The sequence below is a fragment of the Kitasatospora indigofera genome (genome assembly GCF_014655955.1).
GTDB lineage: Bacteria > Actinomycetota > Actinomycetes > Streptomycetales > Streptomycetaceae > Kitasatospora > Kitasatospora indigofera.
The window spans coordinates 25,820-50,861 of sequence record NZ_BNBO01000036.1; the positions used below are offsets into that span (position 1 = coordinate 25,820).

At 75.2% G+C, this 25,042-nt stretch carries 23 protein-coding genes; 9 read left to right on the plus strand and 14 right to left on the minus strand.

Going from position 1 to position 25,042, the window contains the following annotated elements; translation table 11 throughout:
• Window positions 1-79: 79 nt before the first annotated feature.
• Window positions 80-1,396 carry an ABC transporter substrate-binding protein gene (locus tag IE329_RS26240; protein ID WP_190213453.1) on the minus strand — a complete coding sequence of 439 codons (1,317 nt, stop codon included), beginning with the start codon at window positions 1,394-1,396 and terminating at the stop codon, window positions 80-82.
• Between the two features lie 335 nt (window positions 1,397-1,731).
• On the opposite strand from IE329_RS26240, the gene IE329_RS26245 reads away from it, so the two are divergent.
• The 6 genes from IE329_RS26245 (at window position 1,732) to IE329_RS26270 (ending at window position 7,705) form a co-directional block, all read left to right on the plus strand.
• Complete coding sequence (locus IE329_RS26245) at window positions 1,732-2,733, plus strand: ROK family protein (protein WP_190213454.1); 1,002 nt, start codon at window positions 1,732-1,734, stop codon at window positions 2,731-2,733.
• 1,232 nt (window positions 2,734-3,965) lie between these two features.
• Window positions 3,966-4,838: a DeoR/GlpR family DNA-binding transcription regulator gene (locus tag IE329_RS26250; RefSeq protein WP_373311294.1), complete on the plus strand. Its 873-nt coding sequence runs from the start codon at window positions 3,966-3,968 to the stop codon at window positions 4,836-4,838.
• 606 nt (window positions 4,839-5,444) lie between these two features.
• Window positions 5,445-5,654 carry a ferredoxin gene (locus IE329_RS26255; protein WP_190213455.1) on the plus strand — a complete coding sequence of 70 codons (210 nt, stop codon included), beginning with the start codon at window positions 5,445-5,447 and terminating at the stop codon, window positions 5,652-5,654.
• 70 nt (window positions 5,655-5,724) lie between these two features.
• Window positions 5,725-6,927 carry a cytochrome P450 gene (locus IE329_RS26260; RefSeq protein WP_373311298.1) on the plus strand — a complete coding sequence of 401 codons (1,203 nt, stop codon included), beginning with the start codon at window positions 5,725-5,727 and terminating at the stop codon, window positions 6,925-6,927.
• A gap of 123 nt (window positions 6,928-7,050) precedes the next feature.
• Window positions 7,051-7,203, plus strand: coding sequence for a hypothetical protein (locus IE329_RS26265; protein ID WP_190213457.1), 153 nt, complete (start codon window positions 7,051-7,053; stop codon window positions 7,201-7,203).
• A 214-nt stretch (window positions 7,204-7,417) separates the two neighbouring features.
• Window positions 7,418-7,705, plus strand: a complete 288-nt coding sequence (locus IE329_RS26270) for a hypothetical protein (protein ID WP_190213458.1) — start codon at window positions 7,418-7,420, stop codon at window positions 7,703-7,705.
• Between the two features lie 246 nt (window positions 7,706-7,951).
• Here the strand turns inward: IE329_RS26270 and IE329_RS26275 are convergent, their stop codons facing one another.
• The 4 genes from IE329_RS26275 to IE329_RS26290 all read right to left on the minus strand — a co-directional run bounded on the left by IE329_RS26275 (window position 7,952) and on the right by IE329_RS26290 (window position 10,182).
• Window positions 7,952-8,944 carry a hypothetical protein gene (locus IE329_RS26275; protein WP_190213459.1) on the minus strand — a complete coding sequence of 331 codons (993 nt, stop codon included), beginning with the start codon at window positions 8,942-8,944 and terminating at the stop codon, window positions 7,952-7,954.
• Window positions 8,945-9,153: 209 nt separating this feature from the next.
• Window positions 9,154-9,438 carry a DUF427 domain-containing protein gene (locus IE329_RS26280; RefSeq protein ID WP_190213460.1) on the minus strand — a complete coding sequence of 95 codons (285 nt, stop codon included), beginning with the start codon at window positions 9,436-9,438 and terminating at the stop codon, window positions 9,154-9,156.
• Between the two features lie 217 nt (window positions 9,439-9,655).
• Window positions 9,656-9,898 carry a DUF6296 family protein gene (locus IE329_RS26285; protein ID WP_229927770.1) on the minus strand — a complete coding sequence of 81 codons (243 nt, stop codon included), beginning with the start codon at window positions 9,896-9,898 and terminating at the stop codon, window positions 9,656-9,658.
• Between the two features lie 50 nt (window positions 9,899-9,948).
• Window positions 9,949-10,182: a DUF2277 domain-containing protein gene (locus IE329_RS26290; RefSeq protein WP_190213461.1), complete on the minus strand. Its 234-nt coding sequence runs from the start codon at window positions 10,180-10,182 to the stop codon at window positions 9,949-9,951.
• A gap of 418 nt (window positions 10,183-10,600) precedes the next feature.
• Between IE329_RS26290 and IE329_RS26295 the strand changes: the two genes are divergently transcribed.
• Window positions 10,601-11,836 carry an MFS transporter gene (locus IE329_RS26295; RefSeq protein WP_190213462.1) on the plus strand — a complete coding sequence of 412 codons (1,236 nt, stop codon included), beginning with the start codon at window positions 10,601-10,603 and terminating at the stop codon, window positions 11,834-11,836.
• A 70-nt stretch (window positions 11,837-11,906) separates the two neighbouring features.
• On the opposite strand, the gene IE329_RS26300 is transcribed toward IE329_RS26295, so the two are convergent.
• Together IE329_RS26300 and IE329_RS26305 are read right to left on the minus strand one after the other, a co-directional pair.
• Window positions 11,907-12,440, minus strand: coding sequence for a gamma carbonic anhydrase family protein (locus IE329_RS26300; RefSeq protein WP_190213463.1), 534 nt, complete (start codon window positions 12,438-12,440; stop codon window positions 11,907-11,909).
• Window positions 12,441-12,623: 183 nt separating this feature from the next.
• Entirely contained in the window at window positions 12,624-13,190 is a 567-nt protein-coding gene (locus IE329_RS26305) for a DJ-1/PfpI family protein (protein ID WP_190213464.1), read from the minus strand.
• A 218-nt stretch (window positions 13,191-13,408) separates the two neighbouring features.
• Between IE329_RS26305 and IE329_RS26310 the strand changes: the two genes are divergently transcribed.
• Window positions 13,409-13,954, plus strand: a complete 546-nt coding sequence (locus tag IE329_RS26310) for an RBBP9/YdeN family alpha/beta hydrolase (RefSeq protein ID WP_190213465.1) — start codon at window positions 13,409-13,411, stop codon at window positions 13,952-13,954.
• A gap of 121 nt (window positions 13,955-14,075) precedes the next feature.
• Here the strand turns inward: IE329_RS26310 and IE329_RS26315 are convergent, their stop codons facing one another.
• Window positions 14,076-14,375, minus strand: a complete 300-nt coding sequence (locus tag IE329_RS26315) for a hypothetical protein (RefSeq protein ID WP_190213466.1) — start codon at window positions 14,373-14,375, stop codon at window positions 14,076-14,078.
• A 224-nt stretch (window positions 14,376-14,599) separates the two neighbouring features.
• Here IE329_RS26315 and IE329_RS26320 point away from each other — a divergent pair, with 224 nt between their 5' ends.
• On the plus strand, window positions 14,600-15,877 hold the full coding sequence (locus IE329_RS26320) for a glycerophosphodiester phosphodiesterase (RefSeq protein WP_190213467.1): 1,278 nt from the start codon (window positions 14,600-14,602) through the stop codon (window positions 15,875-15,877).
• A gap of 151 nt (window positions 15,878-16,028) precedes the next feature.
• On the opposite strand, the gene IE329_RS26325 is transcribed toward IE329_RS26320, so the two are convergent.
• The 6 genes from IE329_RS26325 to IE329_RS26350 all read right to left on the minus strand — a co-directional run bounded on the left by IE329_RS26325 (window position 16,029) and on the right by IE329_RS26350 (window position 24,082).
• The gene (locus IE329_RS26325; protein ID WP_190213468.1) at window positions 16,029-17,414 is read right to left on the minus strand and encodes a condensation domain-containing protein; all 1,386 of its coding nucleotides are present in this window, start codon (window positions 17,412-17,414) and stop codon (window positions 16,029-16,031) included.
• Window positions 17,415-17,825: 411 nt separating this feature from the next.
• Entirely contained in the window at window positions 17,826-18,887 is a 1,062-nt protein-coding gene (locus tag IE329_RS26330) for a hypothetical protein (RefSeq protein ID WP_373311299.1), read from the minus strand.
• Window positions 18,888-18,982: 95 nt separating this feature from the next.
• On the minus strand, window positions 18,983-19,282 hold the full coding sequence (locus IE329_RS26335) for an MTH1187 family thiamine-binding protein (protein WP_190213469.1): 300 nt from the start codon (window positions 19,280-19,282) through the stop codon (window positions 18,983-18,985).
• 142 nt (window positions 19,283-19,424) lie between these two features.
• Window positions 19,425-21,047, minus strand: coding sequence for a M35 family metalloendopeptidase (locus IE329_RS26340; RefSeq protein WP_190213470.1), 1,623 nt, complete (start codon window positions 21,045-21,047; stop codon window positions 19,425-19,427).
• Between the two features lie 196 nt (window positions 21,048-21,243).
• A complete protein-coding gene (locus tag IE329_RS26345) occupies window positions 21,244-22,437 on the minus strand; it encodes a M20 metallopeptidase family protein (RefSeq protein ID WP_190213471.1) in 1,194 nt (397 codons plus the stop codon).
• A gap of 181 nt (window positions 22,438-22,618) precedes the next feature.
• A complete protein-coding gene (locus tag IE329_RS26350; RefSeq protein ID WP_229927775.1) occupies window positions 22,619-24,082 on the minus strand; it encodes a SulP family inorganic anion transporter in 1,464 nt (487 codons plus the stop codon).
• Between the last annotated feature and the right edge of the window lie 960 nt (window positions 24,083-25,042).

The window sequence follows — 25,042 nt, forward strand, 5'->3', positions numbered from 1 at the left end:
AAGCGCCCGGAGTGCGGCGCGGCGGGCCCGCGGGGTGGGGAGGTGACGGGCGGGTCGCCGCGCCGCCGGCCGGGGTGCGTCAGCCCGTGACCGTCTTCTGCGAGGCGGCCCACTTCTTGTTGAGGTCGGCGAAGTAGCTGTTCATGTCGCCCGGCGCCGCGCCACGGGCGGTGTCGACGAGCTTCTGCCGGTAGTCCGGGCTGCCCAGACCGATCTCGGAGCCCTTGTCGATCTTGCTGATGACGGCGGCGTTCTGCTGGTTCTGGCCGAGCAGCAGCGTGACGCCCTGCGCCTCGAAGGGCTTCAGGGAGGCCGGCAGGGTGCTGCCCTTGACCGAGGAGACGGCCTGCTCGGCCTGCGCGCTGCCGGACTTGTTCAGGAACCAGTCGATCCAGGCGCGCGCGGCCTCCTTGTTCTTGGAGTGCACGTTGACCGCGTACTTGTAGTCGGGCTGGATGATGGTGCAGAGCTTGCCGCCGGCCGCCTGCGGGAACGGCATGAAGCCGATGTCGTCCGGGTTCTGGCCGGCGGCGGTGGCGGCGGCCTGCATCTGCGGGACGGCCCAGGAGCCGAGCAGCATGGCGCCGATCCTGCCGGTGCCCAGCAGCGTCTTGGACTTCTCCCAGTTGGTGGTGGTCGGGTCGTCCTCGCTGAGCTTCTCGTGGACGGTGTTGTACAGCAGGCCGTCGATGGCGTTGAGGTCCTGCCCGGCCGCCCACGGCTCCGCGGTGGTGGAGAGCTTGTCCTTGCCGCCCTGGTCGCAGCTCGGGCCGCCGATGTTGTCGGTCCACTTCTGCAGCGGCCAGGCGTCCTTGTAGTTCGTGTAGTACGGGATCGCCTGGCCCTTGGCCTTGATGGCCTTCAGGTCGTCGATGAACTCCTGGGTGCTCTTCGGCCACTGGGTGACGCCGGCCTGCTGCCAGACGGCCTTGTTGTAGACCAGGCCGGTGGCGGTGCCGTAGTTGGCGATGCCGTAGACCTTGTCCTTGACGGTGGTGTAGTCCGTCCAGTTGTAGGTCTTGGAGAGCTCGGCCGAGTCGCCCAGGGGCGAGAAGAAGGTCGGGTACTGGGTGATCGACACGTTGTCCGGGATGAGCAGCACGTCACCGTAGTTCTCGGTGTTCATGCGGATCTTGACTTCACCCTCGTAGTCGGTGAGGCCCTCGAACTTGACGTTCACGTTGGGGTAGGTCCGGCTGAACTCGTCGGCGTACTTCTTGAGCGAGCCGTCCTTGATCTGGTCGGTGCGGTTCGTCAGCACCGTGATGTCGCCGGAGACCTTCGCCGGATCCGCGGCGGCCGACGCGGCCGAGGACGACGTCCCGCCACTGCCTCCGCTACAGGCCGTGAGCACAACCATGGTCGCAGCCGCGACGGCCACCCATCCTCTGCGCATCTTCGCTGTTCCTTCGCGCTGATCGTCATTGACTTCGGGAAGCGGCGCCCAGGTCGAGGGTTTGAGCTCCCGGGGCCGTTGGACGCTTAACGTAGACGTCATATCCCGGCCATGTCCATAGACCGGTCAATAACGTTATTCAGCGGTTCTGTTAAGGATCAAGGCCTACTTGACTAAACCTTTACCTAACTTATGTCGATTTAGTCTCGTTGCCCGAACGTCATCGGGGATCCCTGGACAACGTTGTCCATCGGAGCGAGAATCAGCCGGACCGGACGGGCAGACCCATGCCCGGACCCGGGAGCCCATCCAGCCCCGATCGCGGAGACGTCACAATGAGTTACGAACTGGCCGGGGTCGTCGACAGCCGGCACGCACTCGCGCACCCCCTGCTGGCAGCCGTCGACGTCGGGGGGACGAAGATCGCGGGCGGCCTGGCCGACCGGGACGGCGGCCTCTTGCACCAGGTCCAGCTGCCCACCCCCGCGCGCGGCGGCGCCCGTGAGGTCATGGCCGTCGTGGACCAGGTGCTGGACCTGCTCGCGCGGCACCCGCTGTGGGCCTCGGTACGCGCCGTCGGCATCGGCAGCGCCGGCCCCGTGGACATCCAGGCCGGCACCGTCAGCCCCGTGAACATCCCCGCCTGGCGCGGCTTCCCGCTGCGCTCCGAGGTCGCCGCCCACCCGGCCGTCGACGGCCTCCCCGTCGCCCTCGGCGGCGACGCCGTGGCGATGACCGCCGCCGAACACTGGCGCGGCGCCGCCCGCGACCACCGCAACGCCCTCTGCCTGGTGGTCTCCACCGGCGTCGGAGCAGGCCTGATCATCGACGGCTCCCTGCACACCGGCCCCAGCGGCAACGCCGGCCACCTCGGCCACATCAGCGTCGACCTCGACGGCCGCCCCTGCCCCTGCGGATCGCGCGGCTGCCTCGAAGGACTCGCCAGCGGGACCGCCATCACCCGCACCGCCCTCGAAGGGGGCTGGCAGCCCGCCGGCCACGACACCTCCGCCGGCGCGGTCGCCACCGCCGCCCGGGCCGGCCACCCCGCCGCCCGGCACGCCTACGACCGCGCGGCCCAGGCGCTCGCCGCCGGCATCGCCGCCACCGCCACCCTGGTCGAGATCGACACCGCCGTCGTCGGCGGCGGCGTCGCCAAGGCCGGCGACGTCCTCTTCGACCCGCTGCGCCGGCACCTGGCCACCTACGCCGCGCTGCCCTTCGCCGCCCACCTCACCGTGACCCCCGCCCTGCTCGGCACCGACGCCGGCCTGATCGGCGCCGCGGCGCTGGCACTCCCCCTGCTGGCCTCCCCCACCGCGGTCGCCGGTCGTTGACCACGCGCGACGGGCCGGGCGGGCGGTCCCGCTCCCGGGCCCCGGGCCCCGGGCAGCCGAACGGCGCCCGGGGCCCGACGCTTTTCCCGGCGCCCGACGCTTTTCAGGGCGCCCCACGGCCCGTCCGGCCCGTCCGGACCTTCCGGCTCCGCGGCGGGGTCGCGGCGGGACCGGGACGGGGTCGGGGCGGTGGCCGGGGGCGACCGGCGGCCGGCGGACGACCGCCGCGACCACCGAGGGAAGACCGCCGGTCGTCGACGGAGCACCGCCGACGCGTGCGGCGACCCGTCGTCCGGGCGGATCCGACCGAGCACCGTGCCGCCCGAGCACCTTCGCCGGCGCCGTCCTGACCGGTCAGGGATGTGCCCCGCAGGCACCGCAGGCGCCCGCAGGCCCCGGAGGCAAGCGGCTGCCGGTGCGGGCGTGGCGGACGCGCGCACCGGCAGCCCGGTGGATGGCAGGATCACCGCCCCTCAACGGCTCACTGCCGCCGCCCCGACTCGGATCCCGGCCGCGCCGTGGTGCGAAGTGCGGCGGCTCATGGGGGAATCCTCGGCGTGACGGAGTCTCACGGCACCGGGCGGGCCGAACCGGCCTGGCCGGGCGCCCGGCCAGGCCGGTGATCGAGCCCCGCCGGGAGTTCCAGGGCAGCCCGGCGGGGAGGCCGAGGGTGCCGCCCGGCGCAGGGAGTAACACCCTCTTCCACAATCAGCATTTTCCAACATTTACCAACGAAAGACAAGAGCCGCCGGTAGCGCCGACGGCCCCCGGAGCAACCTTCGGCCTTCCCGGAGCCATGGCGTGGAGCGGCCGAACGGGCCCGCCGGACCATCCGGCGATCCGCCGCGGCCGCACCACCTATCGACCGCACCACCTATCGACCGCATCACCTGTCGGCCCGACTACCTACGATGCCCGCAGGCTCTACCGGAACCGTGTCGCTTCGGTGTCCTCAGTGGTGTCGCAACGGGCCTGCGCGGCGGGCGGAATGGAAGCACCCCGGCCTGGCGCGTCCAGCACCCGGGCCACGTCCACCGCCCGGGCCGGGCTCCGCGGAGCCGCCCGCAGCGGGTGATCGAAGCCGAGAATGGAGCTGACCGATGGACCCGGCCACCCCCGCCGTCCCGTTCGCACCCACCCCCCGGGAGGCCGGCGCACGGGGCTTCGACGCGGTCGCCCGCCTCCGACGCCGGAACCGTCTGCACACCGCGGATTGCCACTGCAGTACATTCATGCCGACGGACGACACTCTCGACGGCGGGTCTGGGGAACTGGTGGCTGATCAAGGACTGCTCGCACATCAGCGCCGCGCGCTGATCATGGAGGCGATCCGGCGCGACGGAGCCGTCCGCGTCTCGGACCTGGTCGAGCAGCTCGGCGTGTCCGACATGACCGTCCGGCGCGACCTGGACGCCCTCGCCCGCAGCCGCGACGTGGAGAAGGTGCACGGCGGCGCAGTGGGGCTGGCCGGCCGCACCGGCGACGAGGTCGGCTTCGCGGCCAAGAGCAGCCTGGAAACGTCCGCCAAGCGGGCCATCGCGGAGGCGGCCGCCCTGTTGGTGACGCCCGGCAGCGTGGTCGCACTGGGCGGCGGCACCACGGTGCACGCCGTCGCCGCCCAGCTGGTGAACGTGCCCGGGCTGACCGTGGTGACCAACTCCCTGCCGATCGCCCACCTGCTGGAGTCCGAGGGCGTCAAGACCCCGACCTCGCCGTCCGTGCTGCTCACCGGCGGGGCGCCGACCCCCTCGCAGGTGCTGGTCGGGCCGCTCGCCGACATGGTGATCGGGTCGCTCCACGTCGACCTGCTGATCCTCGGGACGCACGGCGCCTCCGCCCGGGCCGGCCTGACCACGCCCAACCTGGCCGAGGCGCAGACCAACCGGGCCCTGATCGGGTGCGCCCGGCGGGTGGCCGTGGTCGCCGACCACACCAAGTGGGGCGTGACCGGCCTGAGCAGCTTCGCCGGACTGCACGAGGTGGACCACTTCGTCACCGACGGCGGACTGAAGGCGGAGGACCGCTCGGCCCTCGCCGAGGCGGTCGGCGAACTGGTGATCACGGAGTCCTCCGACGCCTCAGGCACGGAGATGCTGCCCGGCTAGACCGCCGCCGACCGGCTCGCGCCGCCGCCCTCCCGGCCCTCCGCGGGCGGGAGGGCGGTACGCGGCCGGGGCCGGGCGGGCCGTCGGCGGCGGGGAACACGACACCGCGGGGGCCGGCCGGCCGGTCCGTCGGGGCGTCGCCCCGACCGCTTCGGCGTGCGCAGGACGGGCTGGGGGTCCCCCGCCGGCGATGTCAGGGCAACCGGCGGGGGACGTCAGGGGGGCGGTCCGGCCGGGAGGTCCGGCCTTGACCGCGCCCCCAGAATATACAACATTTTCGAACAGTATTGCACTCAATACACCATGGGGATTTCTCCGGCCTCCGCCGTGGGGCGTCCCGGGCAGTCCGGTCGCGGGGCGGCCCGGAGGGGCTGACGGGGGACGGCGGGGGCCCACGGGGGCCGCGGCCCGGCCCGCCGCACGACCCGTCACGGCCCCGGCGGTCCGCCCCGCACCGGGGCCCCGGCCCCCCACCCCCGTTAATCGGCCATTCTCACACCGTCCGGCCCCGCACCATTCGTGTGCGACAGAGTGGCGGCTAGGTTGTCAGGACGCCAGTGGCGGACGGCCCCCGCCGCCCGCCACCGCCCCACGGAGGTGTTCCGCATGCAGGTGATCCTCGATCAGGACCGTTGCTGCAGCTCTGGTCAGTGCGTCCTGACCGCGCCGGAGGTGTTCGGGCAGAGCGACGAGGACGGTCTGGTGATGCTCCGTCGGTCCGACCCGGAGCCGGGCCTGTACGCCGACGTCCGGCTGGCCGCCGCGCTCTGCCCCGGCGGCGCCATCACCGTGGGCGAAGCCACCGGGACACCGTGACATCGCCCGCGCCCGCCGGCCGCCCCGACCGGGCCGCCGGCGTCGCGCGCGGCCGGAGACGGAAGGACTCATCGTGACGACCACCCCCACCACGCCCACCCTCACCCTCCCCGCCGCCCACGGCAGCTGCCCCTTCGACCCGCCGCCCGCCTACGACCGGGCCGCCCGCCAGGGGTCGGTGACCCCGGCGGAGCTCCTCGACGGCGAGTTCTGCTGGCTGGTGACCGGCCACCAGGAGGTCCGCACCGTCCTGTCCGACCCGCGGTTCAGCGCCGACGCCCGGCACCCCGGTTTCCCCTTCCTCACCCCCGGCCGCCGGGCGCTGGCGGTGAATAACCCGAGCTTCATCAGGATGGACGACCCGGAGCACGCCCGGCTGCGCCGCATGGTCACCAAGGACTTCCTGGTGCACAAGGTGGACGCGATGCGCCCGGGCATCCAGCGGATCGTCGACGGGGCCATCGACCGGATGACCGCCGCGGGCACCACCGCCGACCTGGTCACCGACTTCGCCCTGCCCGTCCCCTCCCTCGTGATCTGCCTGCTGCTGGGCGTGCCCTACCAGGACCACGAGCTGTTCCAGGCGCAGAGCCGGACGCTGCTCGACAACCGCGCCACCCAGTCGGCGGTCGAGGCGGCGCAGCGCGGGCTGACCGGCTACCTGACCGAGCTGGCGGAGGAGAAGAGGAAGCACCCCGGCGACGACATGCTGAGCCGGCTGGCCGCCCGCGAGGACGTCAGCCCGGCCGAGATCGCCGCGACCGGGCTGCTGCTGCTCGTCGCCGGGCACGAGACCACCGCCAACATGACCGCGCTGTCCACCGTCGCGCTGCTGCGCCGTCCTGAGCAGGTCGCCCGGCTGCGGGCCGATCCCGGGCTGGTCCGGGGTGCGGTGGAGGAGTTGCTGCGGTACCTGACCATCGTGCAGTCCGGGCTGCCCCGGGTGGCGCTCAAGGACGTGGAACTCGGCGGCACGCTCGTCCGGGCCGGCCAGGGCGTGCTCGCCATGCTGTCCACCGCCAACCGGGACGAGGAGCTGTTCGGCACGGCCGACGAGTTGGAGGTGTCGCGCGACGCGCGCCGGCACCTGGCCTTCGGTTTCGGCGTCCACCAGTGCCTCGGCCAGCCGCTGGCCCGGGCCGAGCTGCAGATCGCGCTGGAGACCCTGCTGCGCCGGCTGCCGGGCCTGCGGATCACGGTGCCGGAGGAGGAGCTGGTGTTCCGCGGCCACTCGGTCGTGTACGGCGTGGACTCGCTGCCGGTGGCCTGGTGAACCCGGTTGGCCCCGATGCCGGGCGGGAGGCACGCTGGAGGGAGGCACAGACCCGGCCCGGCGACCGCCCGCAGCGACGGCCGGCCTCGGCCGGCCGAGGCGAGGGAGTTCGCTATGTCGGACATGAGCGCACGGTCACAGGCGAGCAGCGACCAGGACGAGGACGTCCGCGCGGCGGACCCGGAGGAGGACATCACCTCGATGCAGAACATGCACGCGCAGGAGACGTCGCAGGCCGAGGGCGACATCTACGAGGAGATGGAGGGACGGTCCTGAGCGCCGTGGCGGGGCCGCCGCCGCGGGCCGGCGGCGGACGGGCGGCGGGTCCCGGGCGGCCCGCGACGGGCTCCGGACGGCGGACGCGGTGCGGCGGCGGTGTCCGGCGGGCCGGGACGAAGGACGGGGAGTTCCCGCGCGAGCGGGTCGCCCGGTGCGAGGCGCGCGGGCGGCGGGTGCCCGGCGGACCGGCCGGCCGGGGTGGTGAGGTCCGGTGAACACCTGGGCGACCTGGACCACGCAGAGCATCATCAGCGGCCCCGGGGGCGTGGAGACGGCCGAGGTGGGCCCGATCTCGGGCGACCTCACCCTGCACACCACCTGGGTGGACGGCGAGGCGCGGCTGACGGTGCAGTACACCGGCGCGCTGGACTGGTACACGGTGGTCGGCAGCCCCGTCCCGGCCACCGACGAGACCACCGCCCGCGCCGTCCACCAGGCCATGGTGGTCGCGTGCAAGGCGGGCCACGGCGCGCACGCGCCCGGGGCGGAGGCGCAGTAGGGACGGCGCGGCAGCGAGGGCGACGACACCTGGCCACCGGGCCAGGACGGGGAACGGTCGCCCGCCCGGCAGCAGCCGGGCGGGCGGCCGGTTCCGGCTGCCGCTGGGCGGGCGCAGGGCGACGGGCGGGCCCGGCGCGACGGGAGGAGGGCAGCCGGCGCGGTGCGGCGGGGCCAGGCTCCTGCGCGATGCCGGACCGCGGGGAGCGGCCGGCCGCGCGGGGGACGGTCAGCCGCGCGGGGGAGGTCAGCCGCGCTTCTTCCGGGCCACCGTCCTCCCGGTGGCCGGTCCGGCGGCCGGGGCGGCGGCCGTCCAGTAGCCGGGGTCGGCCGCCCGGCGGCCTCGCAGGTCCGCCCGGATCTGCCGGGCCAGCTTGGCGGTGTCGCGCCGGTTGATGTGCGCCCCTAGGCCCGCCCCGATCAGCAGCGGGGCCAGTGAGGGCAGCCGGCGCAGCGAACTCCGGGTGAGGCGCTGGCGAAGCCGTCCCCGGACTTCGCTGCCGACCGCCATCGCGGCCAGCCCGGCGGGTTTCACCAGCAGCGAGGAGTCGATGCCCCGCCGGTTCGCCCAGGCGGTGACGTAGGCGCCGGCCCGCTGGGAGCTGTTGCCGGGGGCGGGCACGCCGTAGACCTCGTGCAGTTCGGCGATCAGTTTGATCTCCACCGCGGCCACCGCGAGCGTCTCGGCGGCGATCTCGACCGCCATCGCGGGGGGCACCGGCAGCATCGCGGCGGCGCCGACGCCCGCGCCGAGCGCGGCGGAGGCCTTGCAGGCCCCGGAGGTCAGCAGGTCGGCCAGCTGCTCCGGGTCGGCGACGTCCGGGTGGTGGGTGCGGAGCGTGGCCAGGTTCCGGACCGGGATGCGCGGCGCCGCCACCAGCAGCCGGTCCGCGAGGGCGCGCCCGCCGAACCCCGCGCCCTTGGCCGCCACCCGGCCGCCCCGGCCGAGCTGTCTGGCGACGGAGCCGACCAGCCGGGCGGCGCGCTGCCGTCCACGCTCCTGGACCAGCGCCGACTCGACCAGGCTCCCGGGGGCCGGGCCCTCCCCGGCGGGTCCGACGGCCTCGGGCAGTCCCGCGGGGGCGGCCACCCCGTCCGGGACGGCCTCGGCCGGGCCCCGTTCCATCCCCTCGACCAGCTCGGCCAGGTCCTCGGCCAGCCGGCCGGGCGTCGGTTCACCGGTGTCGGCCGTGCGGCCGTCCGGCTCGCCGGACCGCTTGGGCTTCCTGAAAAGTGCCATGCCCTGCGCCTACCCGAACCGGCGCGGGGGCACGCCTGGGCCGGGGCCGGGACCGGGCGCGGCCACCCGCCCGGTCCTGGCGAACGGTCGGACATGCGGAAGCATGAGGAAGGGGGGACGGGAGGGACGGGACGCGGGACGGCCGGCGGACACGGCGACCGGTCGGGGCGGCGTACGGAACGCCCCGCCGGGCCCGGCGCCGTCCGGTCTCAGTCGGTGATCTCCACCCCGCGCCAGAACGCCACCCGGTCCCGGACGTGGTCCGCCTCCGGCGTCGGGTCCGGGTAGAACCAGGCCGCGTCCGGGTTGCTCAGGCCGTCCACGTGGACGGTCCAGTAGCCGGCCGTGCCCTTCCAGGGGCAGACCGTGGTGGTGTCGGAGGGGCGCAGGTGCTCCACCCGCACGGATGCGAGCGGGAAGTAGTGGTTGCCCTCGACGACCGTGGTCTCGTCACTCTCGGCGATGATCGTGCCCTGCCAACGCGCAGTTGTCATGCGCCGATTCTGCCTGAGGGCGGCCGTCCGCGTACCGGGAATCCCGGCCGGGCGACCGCCGGCACCGCCGTTCACCCACCGGGCGGGCCGCCCCGGACGGGCCGTACGTCCCCCGGGACGGCGAAGGCGCCGGACCGGGGGACGCACGGGCGGGAGCGGAGCGGCGGACGTACGGGCGGGGTGAGCGGGACGGGCGGGGTGAGCAGGACGGGCGGGGTCAGGTCTGCGGCAGCGGCTCGGCGTGCACGGGGAGGTGCGGGGACTGGTGGCCGCCGGAGGCGAGCATCCGGACCTCCCCCGAGTCGCTGATCTCGGCCCGGACGATGCCCGAGGCGTCCTCGTAGACGGGGTGGCCGCCGGGGCCGGTGGCGCTGGTCCAGGAAACGATCACGACGTCCTGGGGGGCCTGGGTGCCAGGCGTACCGGGGAACGTCAGCGCGTACCGCTTCTCGTCACTCATGAACAACCTCCTCGTGCACCCCGACCGGATCCGACCGAGCCGGACAGGACCTAGGCCGACTGTTCCACGCGGCCGGCCGCGCCGCGCACCTCCAGTTCTCCGAGCAGGCGGGCGGTGGCCTCGGCCACCGCCTCCACCGCGCGGTCGAAGGCCTCACGGTTGTGGGCGGCGGGAGCCCGGAAGCCCGACACCTTGCGAACGTACTGCAAGGCGGCGGCGACGATGTCCTCGTCGTGGACCTCGGGCGTGACAGGTGGCCTCAACGTCTTGATACTGCGACACATGCCCCCAGTCTCGCGCGCGGAAGGCCCCGCGGCCAGCGCCCCCACCGGATCCCGTGCGGACCGGGCTGGGCCGTTCGGACTACTGTCGCAACGGCGGGCACGGCAGTTCGGGACGTCCGGGCCCGGGTGCCCCGGCGGCGGCCCGTCGCGGGCCCGTCACCGGGCCGTGGCCGGCCCCGGCGGTGTCCGGACCGCGCCCGGGCCCGTATTAAGATTCTGAACGAACAAAACCGGTCCGTACGGCCGGCCGGGCCCCGCCACCGCACCACGGCCCTGGCCCGCACCCCGTTCCTTCCGCCCCTGTTCCACCGCCGCCCGCCCGCCGCACACCCGGGCCGGGCAGACCTGCACCAGACCAGCTTCGTCAGTGCTGCCGGAGCCCAACCGCCCCTGACCGGGCGTCACCCGGGAGACCGTCATGCCACTGGCGCTCGTCGCGCTGGCGATCACCGCCTTCGCCATCGGCACCACCGAGTTCGCCGCCATGGGGCTGCTCCCCCAGGTCGCGGACGACCTCCAGGTCTCCATCCCGCAGGCCGGCTGGCTGATCTCCGCCTACGCGATCGGCGTGGTGATCGGCGCGCCGCTGCTCACCGCGGCGGCCGCCCGGCTGCCGCGCAAGGCCGTCCTGGTGGGCCTGGCCGCCCTGTTCACGGTGGGCAACCTGCTCTGCGCCGTCGCCCCGAACTTCTGGCTGCTCGCCGCGGCCCGGCTGGTCACCGGCCTGCCGCACGGCGCGTTCTTCGGGGCCGGCGCGGTGGCGGCCGCCGAACTGGCCGCCCCGCACCTGCGGGCCCGGGCGGTGGCCGTGATGTTCTCCGGGCTCACCCTCGCCAACGTGGTCGGGGTGCCGGCGGCCACCCTGCTCGGCCAGCAGCTGGGCTGGAGGGCCACCATGCTCGTCGTGGTCGCCATCGGCACGGCCGGCACCCTGGCCATCGCCCGGCTGGTCCCGCACCTGCCCGCCCCCGAACGGGCCGGGCTGCGCCACGAGCTGACGGCCTTCCGCAGCGGGCAGCTCTGGCTCGCCCTGGCCACCGTCGTGTTCGGCTGCGGCGGCTTCTTCGCCTGCTACAGCTACATCACCCCGCTGCTCACCGAGGTCGCCGGCGTCGGCACCGCCTCGGTCACCGTGGTGCTGGCGCTGTTCGGCGTCGGCATGACCATCGGCAACGTGGTCGGCGGCTACGCGGCCGACCGGGCGCTGCGGCCGGGCATCTGCGCGTCCTTCGTGCTGCTGGCGCTGACCCTGGCCGCCTTCCCGGTGACGGCCGGGACCGAGTGGTCGGCGGCGCTCACGGTCGTCCTGGTCGGCCTGTTCGGCTTCGCCATCGTGCCCGGGGTGCAGACCCTGGTGCTGCAGAAGGCGCGCAACGCGCCGACCCTCGCCTCGGCCACCGTCCAGGGCGCGTTCAACCTGGCCAACGCGCAGGGGGCGTTCTTCGGCGGGCTGGCGATCGACGCCGGTCTCGGCTGGACGGCGCCGCCGGTGGTCGGCGCCGGGCTGGCCGGGATCGGCGCGCTGATCGCGGTGCTCGCCTGGACGGCCGACCGCCGGCGTCCCGTCGACACCGCGCCGGCGGGGGCCACCGCCGACGCCGCCCCCGACGGTGCCCCGGCCGGGGCGGGCCCGGCCGTCGCGCCGGCCCGCTGAGACCGCCGGGCGCGCCGGGCCGCCGGAGCGGTGCTGCGGGCGGCTCCGGCGGCCGGGGCGGGCGGCGGGTTCAGCCCCGGACCGGTTCGATCCCCCGGTGGGCCTCGGCCAGCAGCCGGTAGCCCTCGCCGTTGGCCTTGATGCCGGCCAGTTCCTCCTCGCCGACCTCCCGCCGGACCTTGGCGGGCACGCCCGCGACCAGCGAGCCCGGCGGGACCACCATGCCCTGCGGGACGACGGCCCCGGCGGCCACCAGCGAGCCGGCCCCGATCCGGGCACCGTTCAGCACCGTCGCCCCCATGCCCACCAGGACGTCGTCCTCCACCGTGCAGCCGTGCAGCACCGCGTTGTGCCCCACCGAGATCCGCTCGCCCAGCAGCAGCGGGAAGCCGGGGTCGGCGTGCAGGGTGCAGTTGTCCTGGATGTTGGTGCCGGCACCGACCGTGATCGGGCCGGCGTCGCCGCGCAGCACGGCGCCGTACCAGATGCTGACGTCGGCGGCGACGGCCACCGAGCCGACCACCACCGCGTTGGGCGCGACGAACACCGAGGGGTCCAGCCGGGGCACCAGCCCCGCGACCGCGGCGATCAGCGGCTCTGCCATGTCTCGTCCTCCTGCTCCGACCGGTGGGCACATGATCGCACCGGGGACGGCGGCAGCCGGCAGCAGGTCACCCGGCGGCAGGTCACCGGCGGCGGTAACCGGGACCGGACCACGCGCCCGGGCGGCGCGGGGCTCACGGGAGCGGGGCCCGGGCTGTCAGGCGCCGGGGCCCCGCCGTCAGGGTCAGGCCACCGGGGCCTTCACACGGAGCACCTCGACGAACGCCCGGATCCAGGCCGGGTGGTCGGGCCAGGCGCGGGCCGAGACGACCACCCCGTCCACCACGGCCTCGCCGTCCACGAACTCGGCCCCGGCCGCCTTCACGTCCGGCTGGAGGGCCGGGTAGGCCGCGCTGCGCCGGCCGTTCAGCACCCCGGCGGCGGCCGTGATCAGCGGGCCGTGGCAGATCTGCGCGACCGGCTTGTCGGTGTCGAAGAAGTGCTTGACGATCCGCTGCAGCTCGGGGTTGTTGCGCAGGTATTCCGGGGCGCGGCCGCCCGGAACGACCAGGGCCACGTAGTCGGCCGGGTCCACCTCGTCGAAGGCCAGGTCGGCCGGCCAGGTGTAGCCGGGCTTCTCGGTGTAGGTGTCGAAGTCGTCCACGAAGTCGTGGACGACGAACTGCAGCCGCTTCCGGGCGGGCGCCGCGATGTCGACCTGGTACCCCTCCTCCTGCAAGCGCTGGTAGGGGTAGAACACCTCCAGCGACTCCGCCGCGTCACCGGTGACAAGCAGGATCTTCGATGCCATCGCTGAGCAAACCTCCATGATCGACCGTCAGACGTGCTGGTGCGCGGCCGGTGACGTCGCCGGCCGTGACGGAGATCAACCTTCCCTACCGGGACGGGCGCGCGACAGGGCGCACCGGATCACTCGAAGCACGCGGAACCACGGACGCGCCGGGGGCGTGGGGCGCGCGCCCCGTAGAATCCCGCGGCATACGCCGCCCCCAGGAGGGATCACCCCAGATGGCATCCCAGCCCGCCTACCTCGTCCTGCCCGGGTACCAGAACTCCGGTCCCGGCCACTGGCAGAGCATCTGGGAGGGCGAGGACCCCGCCTTCCGCCGGGTGGAGCAGGAGGACTGGGACCACCCGGACCCGGACGCCTGGACCGACGCCCTCCAGCGCGCCGTGGCCGGCCGGGCGGGCCCGGTGGTGCTGGTCGCCCACAGCCTGGGCTGCACCACGGTGGCCCGCTGGGCCGCCCGCACCCCGTCCGCCGGGAGCTCCGGGGTGCTGGGCGCCCTGCTGGTGGCCCCGCCCGACGTCGACCGGGCCGACGTGTCCGAGATCGAGGGGTTCCGGCCGGTCGAGCTCCGGCCGCTGCCCTTCCCCAGCATCGTGGTCGCCGGCAGCGACGACCCCTGGTGCACCCCGGAGCGCTCGCGCCGGTTCGCCGAGAGCTGGGGCGCCCGGTACGTCGACCTCGGGCCCCGGGGGCACCTCAACGCCGACTCCGGGCTCGGCTCCTGGCCCGAGGGCCGGGCCCTGCTCGACCTGCTGACCCCCTGACGCCCGGCCGCCCGGCCGCCCGGCCGCCCGGCCGCCCGAGCACGCAGCGGCTGCCCGGGTACCCACCGGCTGCCCGACCGCACACCGGGGCGGGCAGCCGGGGCCCCGCCGGACGGCGGCCTCAGGACGGGCCGAAGGCGTACCCCGCGAGAGCGGCCACCAGCGCGTTGGCGGCCGCCCCCGCCGCCGAGGCCGCGAAGAACCGCTCCCCCGCCGTCCGCTCCGGGAGCGGCCACAGCACCGTCGCCACCAGGAACCCCGGCATCGTCCAGAGCACCAGCGTCCCGCGCCGGCCCGCCCCGGCCGAGCCGCGTCCCCGCTCCGCTTCGCGGCCGGCGCCGACCGTCAGCAACAGGTATCCCGCGAGGTAACCGGTCACCGGACCGGCACCGGCGAGGAGGGCGAGCATGCTGTGCGACATGCCCGTCATCATCCCGGGCCCGGCGGCCCGGCGCCTGAGTACGGGTACTCACCTCGGGCGCAGGCCGGGTCCACGGGCCCGGCGCCCGGTCGGTGGCGGGCGAAGGACCGGTGTGCGCGGCGGCGGCCGATCTTCTCCCGCCGTTCGTCGGGCGGCCACCCGGTGAGCCTCCGGCCCTCCTAGTCTGCGGGCGACACCGACAACAGCGCGGACAGGGAGCATCCATGACGGACCGCCCGATCAGTGGCACCGGCAGTCACGGCGACGAGACCTACGCGGCGGCGAGCGGCGGCGGGCCCGCGGGGGCCTCGCGCCGCGGCTTCCTGCGGGCCGCCGGAGCGGTCGGGCTCGGCACCGTCGCGGTGGGCGCGGCCGGCGCCGGGGAGGCCGCCGCGGCCCCCGCCGACAGCTCCGACGGCGAGGGGGCGCGCGCCGCCGGCACCACCCCGCCGGTCCGCACCGGCACCGGTCTCGACCGGCTCCCGCACCCGCTGGTGATCGGCCACCGCGGGGCCAGCGGCTACCGCCCCGAGCACACCCTCGGCTCGTACGAACTCGCCCTGCAGCTCGGCGCCGACGTGATCGAGCAGGACCTGGTGCCGACCAAGGACGGCCAGCTCGTCGTCCGGCACGAGAACAACATCGCGGAGACCACCGACGTCGCGGACCACCCGGAGTTCGCCGCCCGCAGGACCACGAAGACCATCGACGGCCAGAGCCTGACCGGCTGGTTCACCGAGGACTTCACGCTCGCCGAACTGCGCACCCTGCGGGCCAAGGAGCGACTGCCGCAGCAGCGCCAGCGCAACACGCTGTACGACGGCCGGTGGCCGGTCCCGACCTTCCGCGACGTGATCGACTTCGCCGAGAAGCGCTCGCGCACGCTCGGGCGGGACGTCTGGCTGTACGTCGAGACCAAGCACCCCAGCTACTTCCGCTCGATCGGCCTCCCGCTGGAGGAGCGGCTCGCCGCCGAACTGCGTCGCGCCGGACTGGCGGGCCGGCGCGGCCGGGCGATCCTGCAGTCCTTCGAGCCGAGCAGCCTGCAGCGCCTCGCCCAGCTGGTCGAGAACCCCCGGGTCCAGCTGCTGGGCGACGCCGCCTCCCGGCCGTACGACTTCGTGCTCGCCGGGGACACCCGCAAGGTGGCCGACCTGGTCACCCCCGCCGGGCTGAAGTGGATCGCCTCCTTCGCGCACGGCATCGGCCCGACCACCCAGCTGATCGCCCCGGTGGACGCCACCGGCAAGCTGCAGCCGCCGACCACCCTGGTGCCCGACGCCCACCGGGCGGGCCTGGTGCTGCACCCCTACACCGTGCGCAACGAGAACGGCTTCCTGCCGGTGGACCACCGGCGCGGCACCGACCCGGCGGCGTACGGGGACGCCCTCGGCTGGTCCACGTACCTGTACGAGCAGGGCGTGGACGGGTTCTTCACCGACCAGAGCGACACCGCGGTGCTCGCCCGGGCCGACTTCTGGGCCTCGCGCGGCGTGCACTGAGCCACGCTCCGGCACGGGGCCCGCTCCTGCACGGGTCCCGTTCCGGCCCGGGCCCGGGGGCGGTCGTCGACCGCTCCCCGGGCTTTTCCCGTCCGGGCACGGCCGCGCCGGGACGGAAGGTGGCCCGGCCCCGCCGCCGACGGGCCCGCCGTCAGCCGATCCCGGGTGCGAGGGCCGCCGCGATCACCAACTCCTCCACCCCGTAGAGGAATCGCTCCATGTCGGAACGCGGGAGGACGGCGCTGTCGGCGGTCATCGAGAGTTCCAGTGCGCCCGGCGCCCGGACGGCGTCCAGGGCGTAGCTGACGTTGGCGCGCGGCGCGAACTCGACCGGCCAGCTCAGCGTGGTGCGTGACCTCTCCCGGTCCAGCGGCCCGGCCGGCGCGCCCTGCTCGGCCCCGGCCCCCGGCTCCGCCGGCATCAGGTCGCGGGTGTCGTTGAAGAAGCACGAGCGGTCGGCCACCACGCCGTCCCGCTCCGCGAGGACCGCGATGTCCTGGTCCAGCAGCCGCTTGTCGTAGTAGGCGCTGCGGTAGGTGGCCAGCGACGCGGCGTGGGTGCGGCGCAGCACATCGGTGAACTCGCCACCGGCGTCCGGCAGCCGGAAGAGCCCTTCGGCCGCCACCGTGCTCACCGCGTGCGCGAGGCCGGGCAGGAAGCGGTTGTTGACCACGACCTGGAGCAGCGCGTCCGGCGCCCCGGAGAGCCGGGCCGTCATCGCCGAGGCGGCCGCGAGCAGGACGGAGGAGGGGCTCACCCGGTGGCCGGCCGCCACCATCGGCACGGCCCTGGCCAGCGCCGGGGAGTTCAGCACCGCGTTGGGGAAGGGCTTCGCGGCCGCACCGGGTGCGGAGGCCGCGGGCACCGGGAAGAGCCGCTCGGGGCCGAGGGCCAGCTTGCGCTGCCAGTGCTGCCGGGCGGCGGCGTCGCGACGGCGGCCGCGGTCACCGGCCTGGAAGGCGGCCTCGTCGAGCGGCTGGAGGGCCGGGAACCGTTCGCCGAGCGCCTGCGGGGTGTCGCCGAGCACGATCGCGGTGAGGTCGGTCGCCAGTCGGCGCAGGCCCCAGGCGTCGGCCGCGGTGTGGGACAGCACGAAGGCCAGGTGGCGGACCAGGCCGCCGGACTCGACCAGTCCGACCCGCAGCGGCCATTCCCGGGCGACGTCGAAGGGCTGCCCGGCCAGCTCGGCGAGCTGCTGCCGGCCGGCGGCGGCCTGCTCGCCGTCGGCGCACTGCCGGACGTGGACGGTGAGCCGGCCGGCCCCGTCGACGGTCTGGCGCAGCCGCCCGTCGTCGTCCTGGGTCAGCCGGGTGTGCAGGGAGTCGTGCAGTTCGAGCAGTTGCCCGAGGGCGTCGAGGACGGGGGCCAGGGGTACGCCCGGGTCCACCGGGGCGGCCAGGGAGACGTTGTACCGGGGAGCGTCGGCGGGGCCGAGGGCCCGGACGGTGTCCCAGATCGCCTGCTGGCCCCAGGTGGCCGGGCCGGTGCCGGAGCGGCCGGCCGGGAGGCCGATCTCCAGCTGTCGAGTCGTGCTCACGGTGGACGTCTCCGATTCGCGGGTCCGGGCGGGTACTTGGGGTGCGGACGAGCAGCCGGCCACGGCGGGCCGGCGGATGCCGGTGTGCGCGGCGTCGGTGGGCGTGCAGGGTCGGTGGGTTTACGGGGTCGGTGGGCCTGCGGGGTCGGTGTGCCTGCGCGGCCCGCCCGGCCGCCGGGTGCGGGGCCCGGGGTGCTCCGGCGCCGGGCTGCCGCCCGGTGCTCCGGATCGCGGAGCCGGCGGCGGAGCGGGTGGGACGCGGTGGGTCCCGCGGTGCACCGGTGACGGGGGCGACGCCGTGCCGCCGTCGGCCTCGCACGAGTGTGACGTACGGTGCGCCGCACGTCGAGCCTAGGCGCCGGACCCGGCCGGACTCTCCCGACGCTCCGTCAGGAGTCTTTGCGCGCAGACTCAGTCGCCGCGGCGCTTCTTCCGCGCGCCCGCGAGCACGACGCCGCCGACGACCAGCGCCAGGACCAGCAGGCCGCGGCCGGAGACCTTGTCGTCATCGCTCTTGCCGCCCGAGGCTTCAGCGCTCCCCGGGGTGGCGGGAGTTGTGCCGCCGGCGGGGGCCGGGGCGGCGGACGGGGAGCCGGTCGGGCGGACGCTGTAAGGGAGTTGGGAGTCCTTCAGCGGCACCGGGGAGACGGGGCTGTCCTTGCCCTCGCTGCCGAACAGCACCGTGCGGCCGTCGGCGGTGAAGGTGACCGACTCACCCTGCCGCTGGAACGGCAGGTCCACCGGGCCGAGCAGTTCGGGCGCGGCGTCCTGCCAGCGGTAGAGGTTGGCCCAGAAGTAGCCGCGCAGCACCAGCCGGGTACCGTCCGGGGAGAAGGCGCCGTCGGTGACCCACGGGACCTCCGCCACCTTGCGGAAGGTGTTGACCGCCGTCGCCGAGAGCGTCTCGGGGCCCTGGTAGAGGTTGCCGCCGTGCTCGCGCTTGCTGGCGATGTAGACCCGGCCGGTGACCGGGTGGACCATCAGCGCCTCGGCGTTGCGCGGCCCGTCCTCGTAGTGGACGCGGTAGCGGACGGCGTCGACGGTCTGGTCCCGCAGGTCCTTCGGCTCGGCGAAGGCGTAGATCCACACCTCGGGCCAGCTGCCGTTCAGGTTGTCGCCGATGTCGGCGGCGTAGAGCCGGCCGTCCGGGCCGAGCGAGATCGCCTCGACGTCCCGCGGCTTCACCCCGCGCAGGGTGATCGTCGCCACGGTGCGGCCGGTGGAGTCGACGCCGTAGACGTACGGGCCGTCGTCGCTGTCGTTGTGCGTCCAGTAGACGCCCGGGTGGGCGGTGCTGGCCGCCAGGCCGCTGGACTCGGTGATCCGCGGGTCGGCGATGGTGAACTGGTGCACGCCGTCCGCGGCGAGGGCGGGCGGTGCCGTCGCGCCGAGGGCGACGACGACGGCCGCCAGCGCCGTCGCGCAGGCCCGCGGCAGCCGGCGCCCCGCGAAGTCTCCCGTGTTCGATCGCACCACCGGACGATCATCGCACGGCCGGTGCGGCGGCACGGAGCCGTCCGGCGATCCGGGGCCCGGCCGCTGCCCGCCCGGCCGACGGGGGCGGGCGCTCAGCCGCCGGCCGCCAGGTGGCGCTCCACGGTCGCCACCTTCGCCGTGAGCCCGTCGGTCACGCCCGCCCGGTCGTCGATCTTGATCACGGTGCTGACCCGGCCGCTGTAGGCCTTGACGGCGTCGATCGCGTCCCGGACGACCGGCATCACCTCGTCCCACTCCCCCTCGATGCTGGTGAACATCGCGTCCGTCCGGTTGGGCAGGCCGCTCGCCCGCACCACCTTCACCGCGGCGGCGACGGCCTCACCGACGTCCTCGCCGATGCCCAGCGGGGTGACCGAGAATGCTGCGATCACGCTTCTCCTCCTTCGTCAGGGCCCCGCACCCGGGGCAGCACGAAACTACCCGGGCCGGGCCGCCCGGCGGAGCCCCCGCACCGGTCGGCCGCTTCGGCGCCCGCGCCTGACCGTACGCGCCCGGGGCCCGGCCGCGTACGGGTCAGGCGCGATGGGGCATCAGCTTCCACAGACCCTGGTAGACCGCCGTCTTCTCCGGGTGGACGCCGCAGACCAGCGTGGTGAGCTGGGCCAGGATCTCCTCCAGCTCGACGATCTGCGCCACCGGGACGACCTGGTCGGCAGCCAGCTCCCCGGTGATCGTGGCGGCCAGCCCGACCTCCACGGCCAGGTTCTTGTCGAGGTCGGCGAGCACCTTGAGGTCCGCCAGCGACTGGGCGGCCTGCTCCTTGACGGCGGGGGCGGAGGCCGGCGGCAGCAAGGGGTCCTTGGCGCGGGCGGCGTCCGCCTTCGACCTGGTCACCAGGTCCCTGGCCTGCACGGTCACCACGCGCCACAGGGCGGCCACGTCGTCCAGCCGTGCCATCCGCAGGCCGACGGCCAGGGCCTGCCATTCGGCAGGGGTGGGCACCCGGTACCTGGCGGTCTCGAAGGTCTTCCCGAGCTCCTTCAGGGCGGCCCGTTCGACGGGCCGGTCGTTGCGCACGAAGAGGTCGACCAGACGCCTCTTGGCGGCGGCGAACGCGGGCGTCTCGGAACCGGCCGGCTCTCCCAGCCCCAGGATCACGGCATCGACGACGAGCGCGGCCAGCGGCACCGGGCCCTGGTTCATCACGGCGTGCGGAATGCTCAGCTGCCGGGACTCGTGCTGGTAGCGGACGGCCGAGCCGCCGACGACCGGCACCGGGACGAGGTCGGTCAGCGCGTTCTTCACCGCCGTGAAGAAGTTGTGGATCTGACCGGCGGTGGCCTTGTCGGTCCGGCTCAGGCCGAACCCGCTGTTGAGCATGCCCTGGTAGCGCGGCTTGATCAGGCCGGCCCGCTCGAGCTCGTCCTCGATCTCCACCCGGGCGGCCAGGTCCTCGTCCGCCAGCCAGCTCGCCAGCTGAACGGCCCGCTCGGCCGTGTCCGCGGCATCCTTCTCCGCCGTGGCCAGGTAGTCGTTGCTGCGGATCCAGGCCCGGTTGACCGTGACGTCGGCCCAGGCCAGCGCCGGGCCGAGGGCCGACCAGCCGGCGGTCCTGAACAGGGCCCGGCGGATCGCCGGCGTGCGCCCCGGGGCCCGGAGCTGCCCCGGCCGGTCGAGCAGCCCCTCGGCGAGCAGCGCGGCGGCCTCGGCGTAGGTGTCGGCGTTGCACTCGGCCATCGCGGCCGGCAGGTACTCCAGCGCCCAGCCGGAGCGGTACGCGTAGTCCTTCACCGGGAAGGACGGCGCCTCGTGGAGGGCGTGCGACAGCTCGTGGACCAGGGTGACGGTGTGCAGCGGGAGCACCCGGGGCGCAGACGACGCCAGCAGGGACGGAGCGAGTTCGATGTCGATCAGCTGCGGCTTCATGCCCCAGCTGAGCCGGGTGTTGGCCCCCATGCCGGCCGGCAGGCTCTCGTTGACCACCAGGTGCACGCCCCCCTTCACCAGCTCCAGCAGCTCCAGGCCGATCTGCTGGAACCGGTCGTGGAAGCGCCCGTAGCCGGCCGGGTCGGTCGATCCGGCCAGCACCCCCGTCAGGGCGAGCTCCTGCCGGGTGCAGCCCGCGGTGACGCCGTGCACCTGCTGGCTCAGCAGCACCAGGACCTTCTTCTCGTCTTCGGTCAGCTCTCGGCTCAAGGGGTTCTCCTCGGTTCCCGGCGCGGGCCGGGCGGCGGCGGTGGTCTGCGGGGGGGCGGCGGTGCCCGGACCGGACGGCGGGGGCGCCCGCACGGCCGCAGCGTGGCGCACGGCGATGCACAGCGGATAAACGGGCGGGTCGGAGCGGGTACGTGCCCCGGTCCCGCACGTGACGGGCGCCCGGCCGGACAGGGCCCTAGCGCCGGCGCAGCGCGAGGGCGGCCAGCAGGGCCGCGCCGTCGGCGAGCACCGACTCGTCGAAGGCCGCCTCCGGCGAGTGGTTGTAGGGGGCCTCGGCCGGGTCGCGGCCGGGCAGGGTGGCACCGAGGAAGAAGAACGCGCCGGGCACCCGCCGCAGCACGAAGGAGAAGTCCTCGGAGCCGGCGAACGGGTGCTCCAGCTCCACCCAGCGGTCCGCGCCGAGCAGGTCGCGGGCGGTGTCCGCGACCTCGGCCGCCGCCTCCGCCGCACTGGCCGTCACGGGGTAGTCCTGCCGGTACTCGACCTCGACGGCGAGGCCGTGGGCGGCCGCGACGCCCCGGACCACGGCGGGCAGCACCTCGGCGGCCTTCGCGCCCGCGGCCGGGGAGAAGCTGCGCACGGTGGCGACGAAGCAGGCCTCGTCGGGGATCACGTTGTGGGCGTCGCCCGCGTGGAAGGAGCCGACGGTCACCACCACCGGGTCGAAGACCGAGAAGGTCCGGGTGACGGCGGTCTGCAGGGCCGTCACCATCTCGCAGGCGGCCGGCACCGGGTCGAGCGCGGTGTGCGGGGACGAGCCGTGCCCGCCGCGTCCGCGCACCACCACCCGCAGCCGGTCCGCCGCCGCGAGGATCGGGCCCGGCCGCCCCGCGGCCACCCCGGCCGGCAGCACCGCCGAGGTCACGTGCAGCGCGTACGCCGCACCCACCGGCCGGTCGGCGCCGGCGGCGGTCAGCACCCCCTCGTCCACCATGATCTGGGCCCCGCCCTCGCCCTCCTCCCCGGGCTGGAACATCAGCACCACGTCGCCGCCGAGCAGGTCCCGCCGCTCGGCCAGCAGCCGGGCCGCACCGACCAGGATCGCGGTGTGCAGGTCGTGGCCGCAGGCGTGCATCCGCCCGGGGATCGCGGACTCCGGGGCGCCGGCCGGTGCCCGTTCCTGGACGGGCAGGGCGTCCATGTCGGCGCGCAGCAGGACGGTCGGTCCGTCGCCGGCGCCGCGCAGCACGGCCGTCACGGAGTCCAGCCCGGTACCGGTGGTGATCTCCAGCGGCAGGCCGGCCAGCGCGTCGAGCACCTTGCGCCGCGTGCGCGGCAGGCGCAGGCCGACCTCCGGTTCGGCGTGCAGCGCGCGGCGCAGCGCGACCAGTTCGGGCTGCAGGGTTCGGGCGGCGTCCAGCAGGTCCACGGCGGGCTCCCCCTCGGGCGGTACGGGCGGTGGTGGGTGCCATCCTCCGCCCCGCGGGCCCGCCTGCACAGGGTGCCCGCGACCCGCCACCGCCGGACCCGCCCGGAGCGGGCCCGCCCCGACGGGCTGCGCGGGCGGGCTGCGCGGACGGGGTGCGCGGGCGGGCCCGGCCGGCGACCGTTCAGACCGCCGTGGGCAGCGGCGGATCCACCTCCAGGGGCTCGGTGCTGCGGGCCCGGTGCTGCGCGGCCCAGGTGACCAGCGCGACCGTGCAGGCGTGGTCGAGGTGGCGCAGGCCGGACCAGTCGAGCTCGACGGATCGGTCGGCGGGCAGTCGTTCCAGGGCGTCGAGCAGCCGGGGCAGCCGCAGGAAGGTGGCCTGCCCGGTCAGGCACACCCGCAGCGGGCCGTCCGGGTCCGCGGGGTCCTCCACCCCGATGTGCAGGTGCGAGGTCTGCCAGGCCGACTTCAGGACGGCCAGGCCGATGCCGGCCAGCACCCCTTCGAACAGGTTGGTGGCGATGATCGCGCCCGCGGTGGCGGCCAGCACCACGGCCTCGCCGCGGTGGTCCCGCCAGAGCGCGCCGATCCGCCGGACGGGGACGAGCTTCGCCCCGGCGTGCACCAGGACGGCGGCCAGGGCCGCGACCGGGATCAGCCCGAGCACCGCCGGCAGCAGCGCGGCGAAGAGCAGCAGCCACACGCCGTGCAGGGTCCGGGAGGCCTTGCTGCGCGCGCCCGCCTGGACGTTGGCCGCGCTCCGGACGATCACCGCCGTCATCGGCAGCGCCCCGAGCAGGCCGCAGAGGGTGTTGCCGATGCCCTGGGCGGTGAGCTCGCGGTCGTAGTCCGTCCGTGGGCCGTGGTGCATCCGGTCCACGGCCGCCGCGCTGAACAGGGTCTCCGCCGAGGCGATCAGGGCGAAGGCCAGCACGGTGCCGGCGCCGCCGGGGCCGGCGACGGCCGCGAAGGAGGAGGCATCGGGGATCCGGACGACCTCGACCAGGCCCTCGACCCGGATCCGGTCCACCGGCAGCGCGGCGATCGCGGTGACGGCCGAGGCGAGGCCGACGGCGGCCAGCGGCGCCGGCAGCAACCGGACCCGGGCCGGCAGGTACGGCCAGAGCAGCAGCACCAGCAGGGTGCCCGCGCCGAGCAGGACCGGGCTCGGGGCGCTGCGTCCGGTGAGGACGTCGGCCAGCAGGCCGGGCAGGCCCGCGATCTTGCCGAGGCCGGTGCCCGGGGCCGGCCGCCCGGCCGTCGCGTAGAGCTGGCCGAAGAGCAGGATCAGGCCGATGCCGGCCAGCATGCCGTGCACGACGGCGGCCGACATGGCCCGGAACCAGCGCCCGATCCGGAGCAGTCCCATGCCGAGTTGCAGCACGCCGGTGGCCAGGACCAGCGCGCCGAGCGAGTCGAGGCCGTGTTCCCGGACGGCCTCCAGGACCAGCACCGTCAGACCGGCGGCGGGCCCACTGACCTGGAGGCTGCTGCCGGGCAGCAGGCCGACCACCAGGCCGCCGACGATGCCGGTGACCAGGCCCAGTTCGGCCGGCACGCCGGAGGCGACGGCGACGCCGACACAGAGCGGCACGGCCACCAGGAAGACCACCAGCGAGGCCGGCAGGTCCTGCCGCCAGGGCACCGAGCGGAGCCTGGCCGCGAGGCCGGCCGGGGGCGCCGTACCGCCGCCGGGGCGCGGCGGGGCGGTCACGGGCCCACCGCCGGGATGCGGTGACGGGTCGGGGCACGGGAGGGGCCGGCCACGGACGGATGGCGGCGGGCGGACGGGCCTCGGCCGGCGGCGGGGTGTCCGGTACGGGCCCGGCCCGGGACGGCCGGTGTGGCCGGGGCCGGCGACGTCGCCGGGACGGCCGGTGTGGCCGGGGCGGGCGACGTGGCCGGGGCCCAGGACGTACGAGGGGCCGGCGATGTGGACGGGGCAGTCGTTGCGGCAGGGGCAGGGGCAGTCGACGGGCCGGTGGCCGTCGGGGTGGGGCGGGGTCTGCGGAGCGGGCTCGTCCGGTGAGGTGCGTCGTGGTGATCGGCGCGGGTGCGCATGGGCGTCTTCCTTCCGCGCGCCCGCAGGGCGGACGCGCCAGGCAGAGGGAGCACGGCTCATGGAGGCGGTGAGGGGACGACCGGACGGGCCCTCGGTGCGACCCGGCGTGGCGGGCCACCCTTCCGGCGTCACCACGAAGCTACGCAGAGCTACCGGTGAGGCCAACCTCATCCATCGTCCCGCCACGAATTCCCCTTGTTTTCGCCACTTCCGGACCCGAAGTCGCTCCTCGAAGGCAAACAGGAGTTCAAGTCGTGCACGTATGATCCGATCACTCCCCGCACCGGCCACCCAGCGTCGGCACCGGCCCGCGGCTGCCCGGCGTCCCCCCGAACACGCCCCCACGTCTCAAGCCACGGGCCACGAACCACGGGCCCCCGGACGGCTCGCCGCCGCCCCCACCACGAAACATCACGGTTCGCCCCGGACCGTCACAGGCCCGAACGGATCGTCACAGCCCGGAACGGATCGTCACGGTCCGGAACGCCGGGAACCGGGTGCCGGGCGCGGTGGCGTCATCGGTGGCGAGTGACCGCACAAGCC

What these genes read in the sequence shown, in the direction of transcription:
- IE329_RS26240 (WP_190213453.1), bottom strand. Translation starts at nt 1,396, where the DNA reads ATGCGCAGAGGATGGGTGGCCGTCGCGGCTGCGACCATGGTTGTGCTC.
- IE329_RS26245 (WP_190213454.1), top strand. Translation starts at nt 1,732, where the DNA reads ATGAGTTACGAACTGGCCGGGGTCGTCGACAGCCGGCACGCACTCGCG.
- IE329_RS26250 (WP_373311294.1), top strand. Translation starts at nt 3,966, where the DNA reads ATGCCGACGGACGACACTCTCGACGGCGGGTCTGGGGAACTGGTGGCT.
- IE329_RS26255 (WP_190213455.1), top strand. Translation starts at nt 5,445, where the DNA reads ATGCAGGTGATCCTCGATCAGGACCGTTGCTGCAGCTCTGGTCAGTGC.
- IE329_RS26265 (WP_190213457.1), top strand. Translation starts at nt 7,051, where the DNA reads ATGAGCGCACGGTCACAGGCGAGCAGCGACCAGGACGAGGACGTCCGC.
- IE329_RS26275 (WP_190213459.1), bottom strand. Translation starts at nt 8,944, where the DNA reads ATGGCACTTTTCAGGAAGCCCAAGCGGTCCGGCGAGCCGGACGGCCGC.
- IE329_RS26280 (WP_190213460.1), bottom strand. Translation starts at nt 9,438, where the DNA reads ATGACAACTGCGCGTTGGCAGGGCACGATCATCGCCGAGAGTGACGAG.
- IE329_RS26285 (WP_229927770.1), bottom strand. Translation starts at nt 9,898, where the DNA reads ATGAGTGACGAGAAGCGGTACGCGCTGACGTTCCCCGGTACGCCTGGC.
- IE329_RS26290 (WP_190213461.1), bottom strand. Translation starts at nt 10,182, where the DNA reads ATGTGTCGCAGTATCAAGACGTTGAGGCCACCTGTCACGCCCGAGGTC.
- IE329_RS26295 (WP_190213462.1), top strand. Translation starts at nt 10,601, where the DNA reads ATGCCACTGGCGCTCGTCGCGCTGGCGATCACCGCCTTCGCCATCGGC.
- IE329_RS26300 (WP_190213463.1), bottom strand. Translation starts at nt 12,440, where the DNA reads ATGGCAGAGCCGCTGATCGCCGCGGTCGCGGGGCTGGTGCCCCGGCTG.
- IE329_RS26305 (WP_190213464.1), bottom strand. Translation starts at nt 13,190, where the DNA reads ATGGCATCGAAGATCCTGCTTGTCACCGGTGACGCGGCGGAGTCGCTG.
- IE329_RS26310 (WP_190213465.1), top strand. Translation starts at nt 13,409, where the DNA reads ATGGCATCCCAGCCCGCCTACCTCGTCCTGCCCGGGTACCAGAACTCC.
- IE329_RS26315 (WP_190213466.1), bottom strand. Translation starts at nt 14,375, where the DNA reads ATGTCGCACAGCATGCTCGCCCTCCTCGCCGGTGCCGGTCCGGTGACC.
- IE329_RS26320 (WP_190213467.1), top strand. Translation starts at nt 14,600, where the DNA reads ATGACGGACCGCCCGATCAGTGGCACCGGCAGTCACGGCGACGAGACC.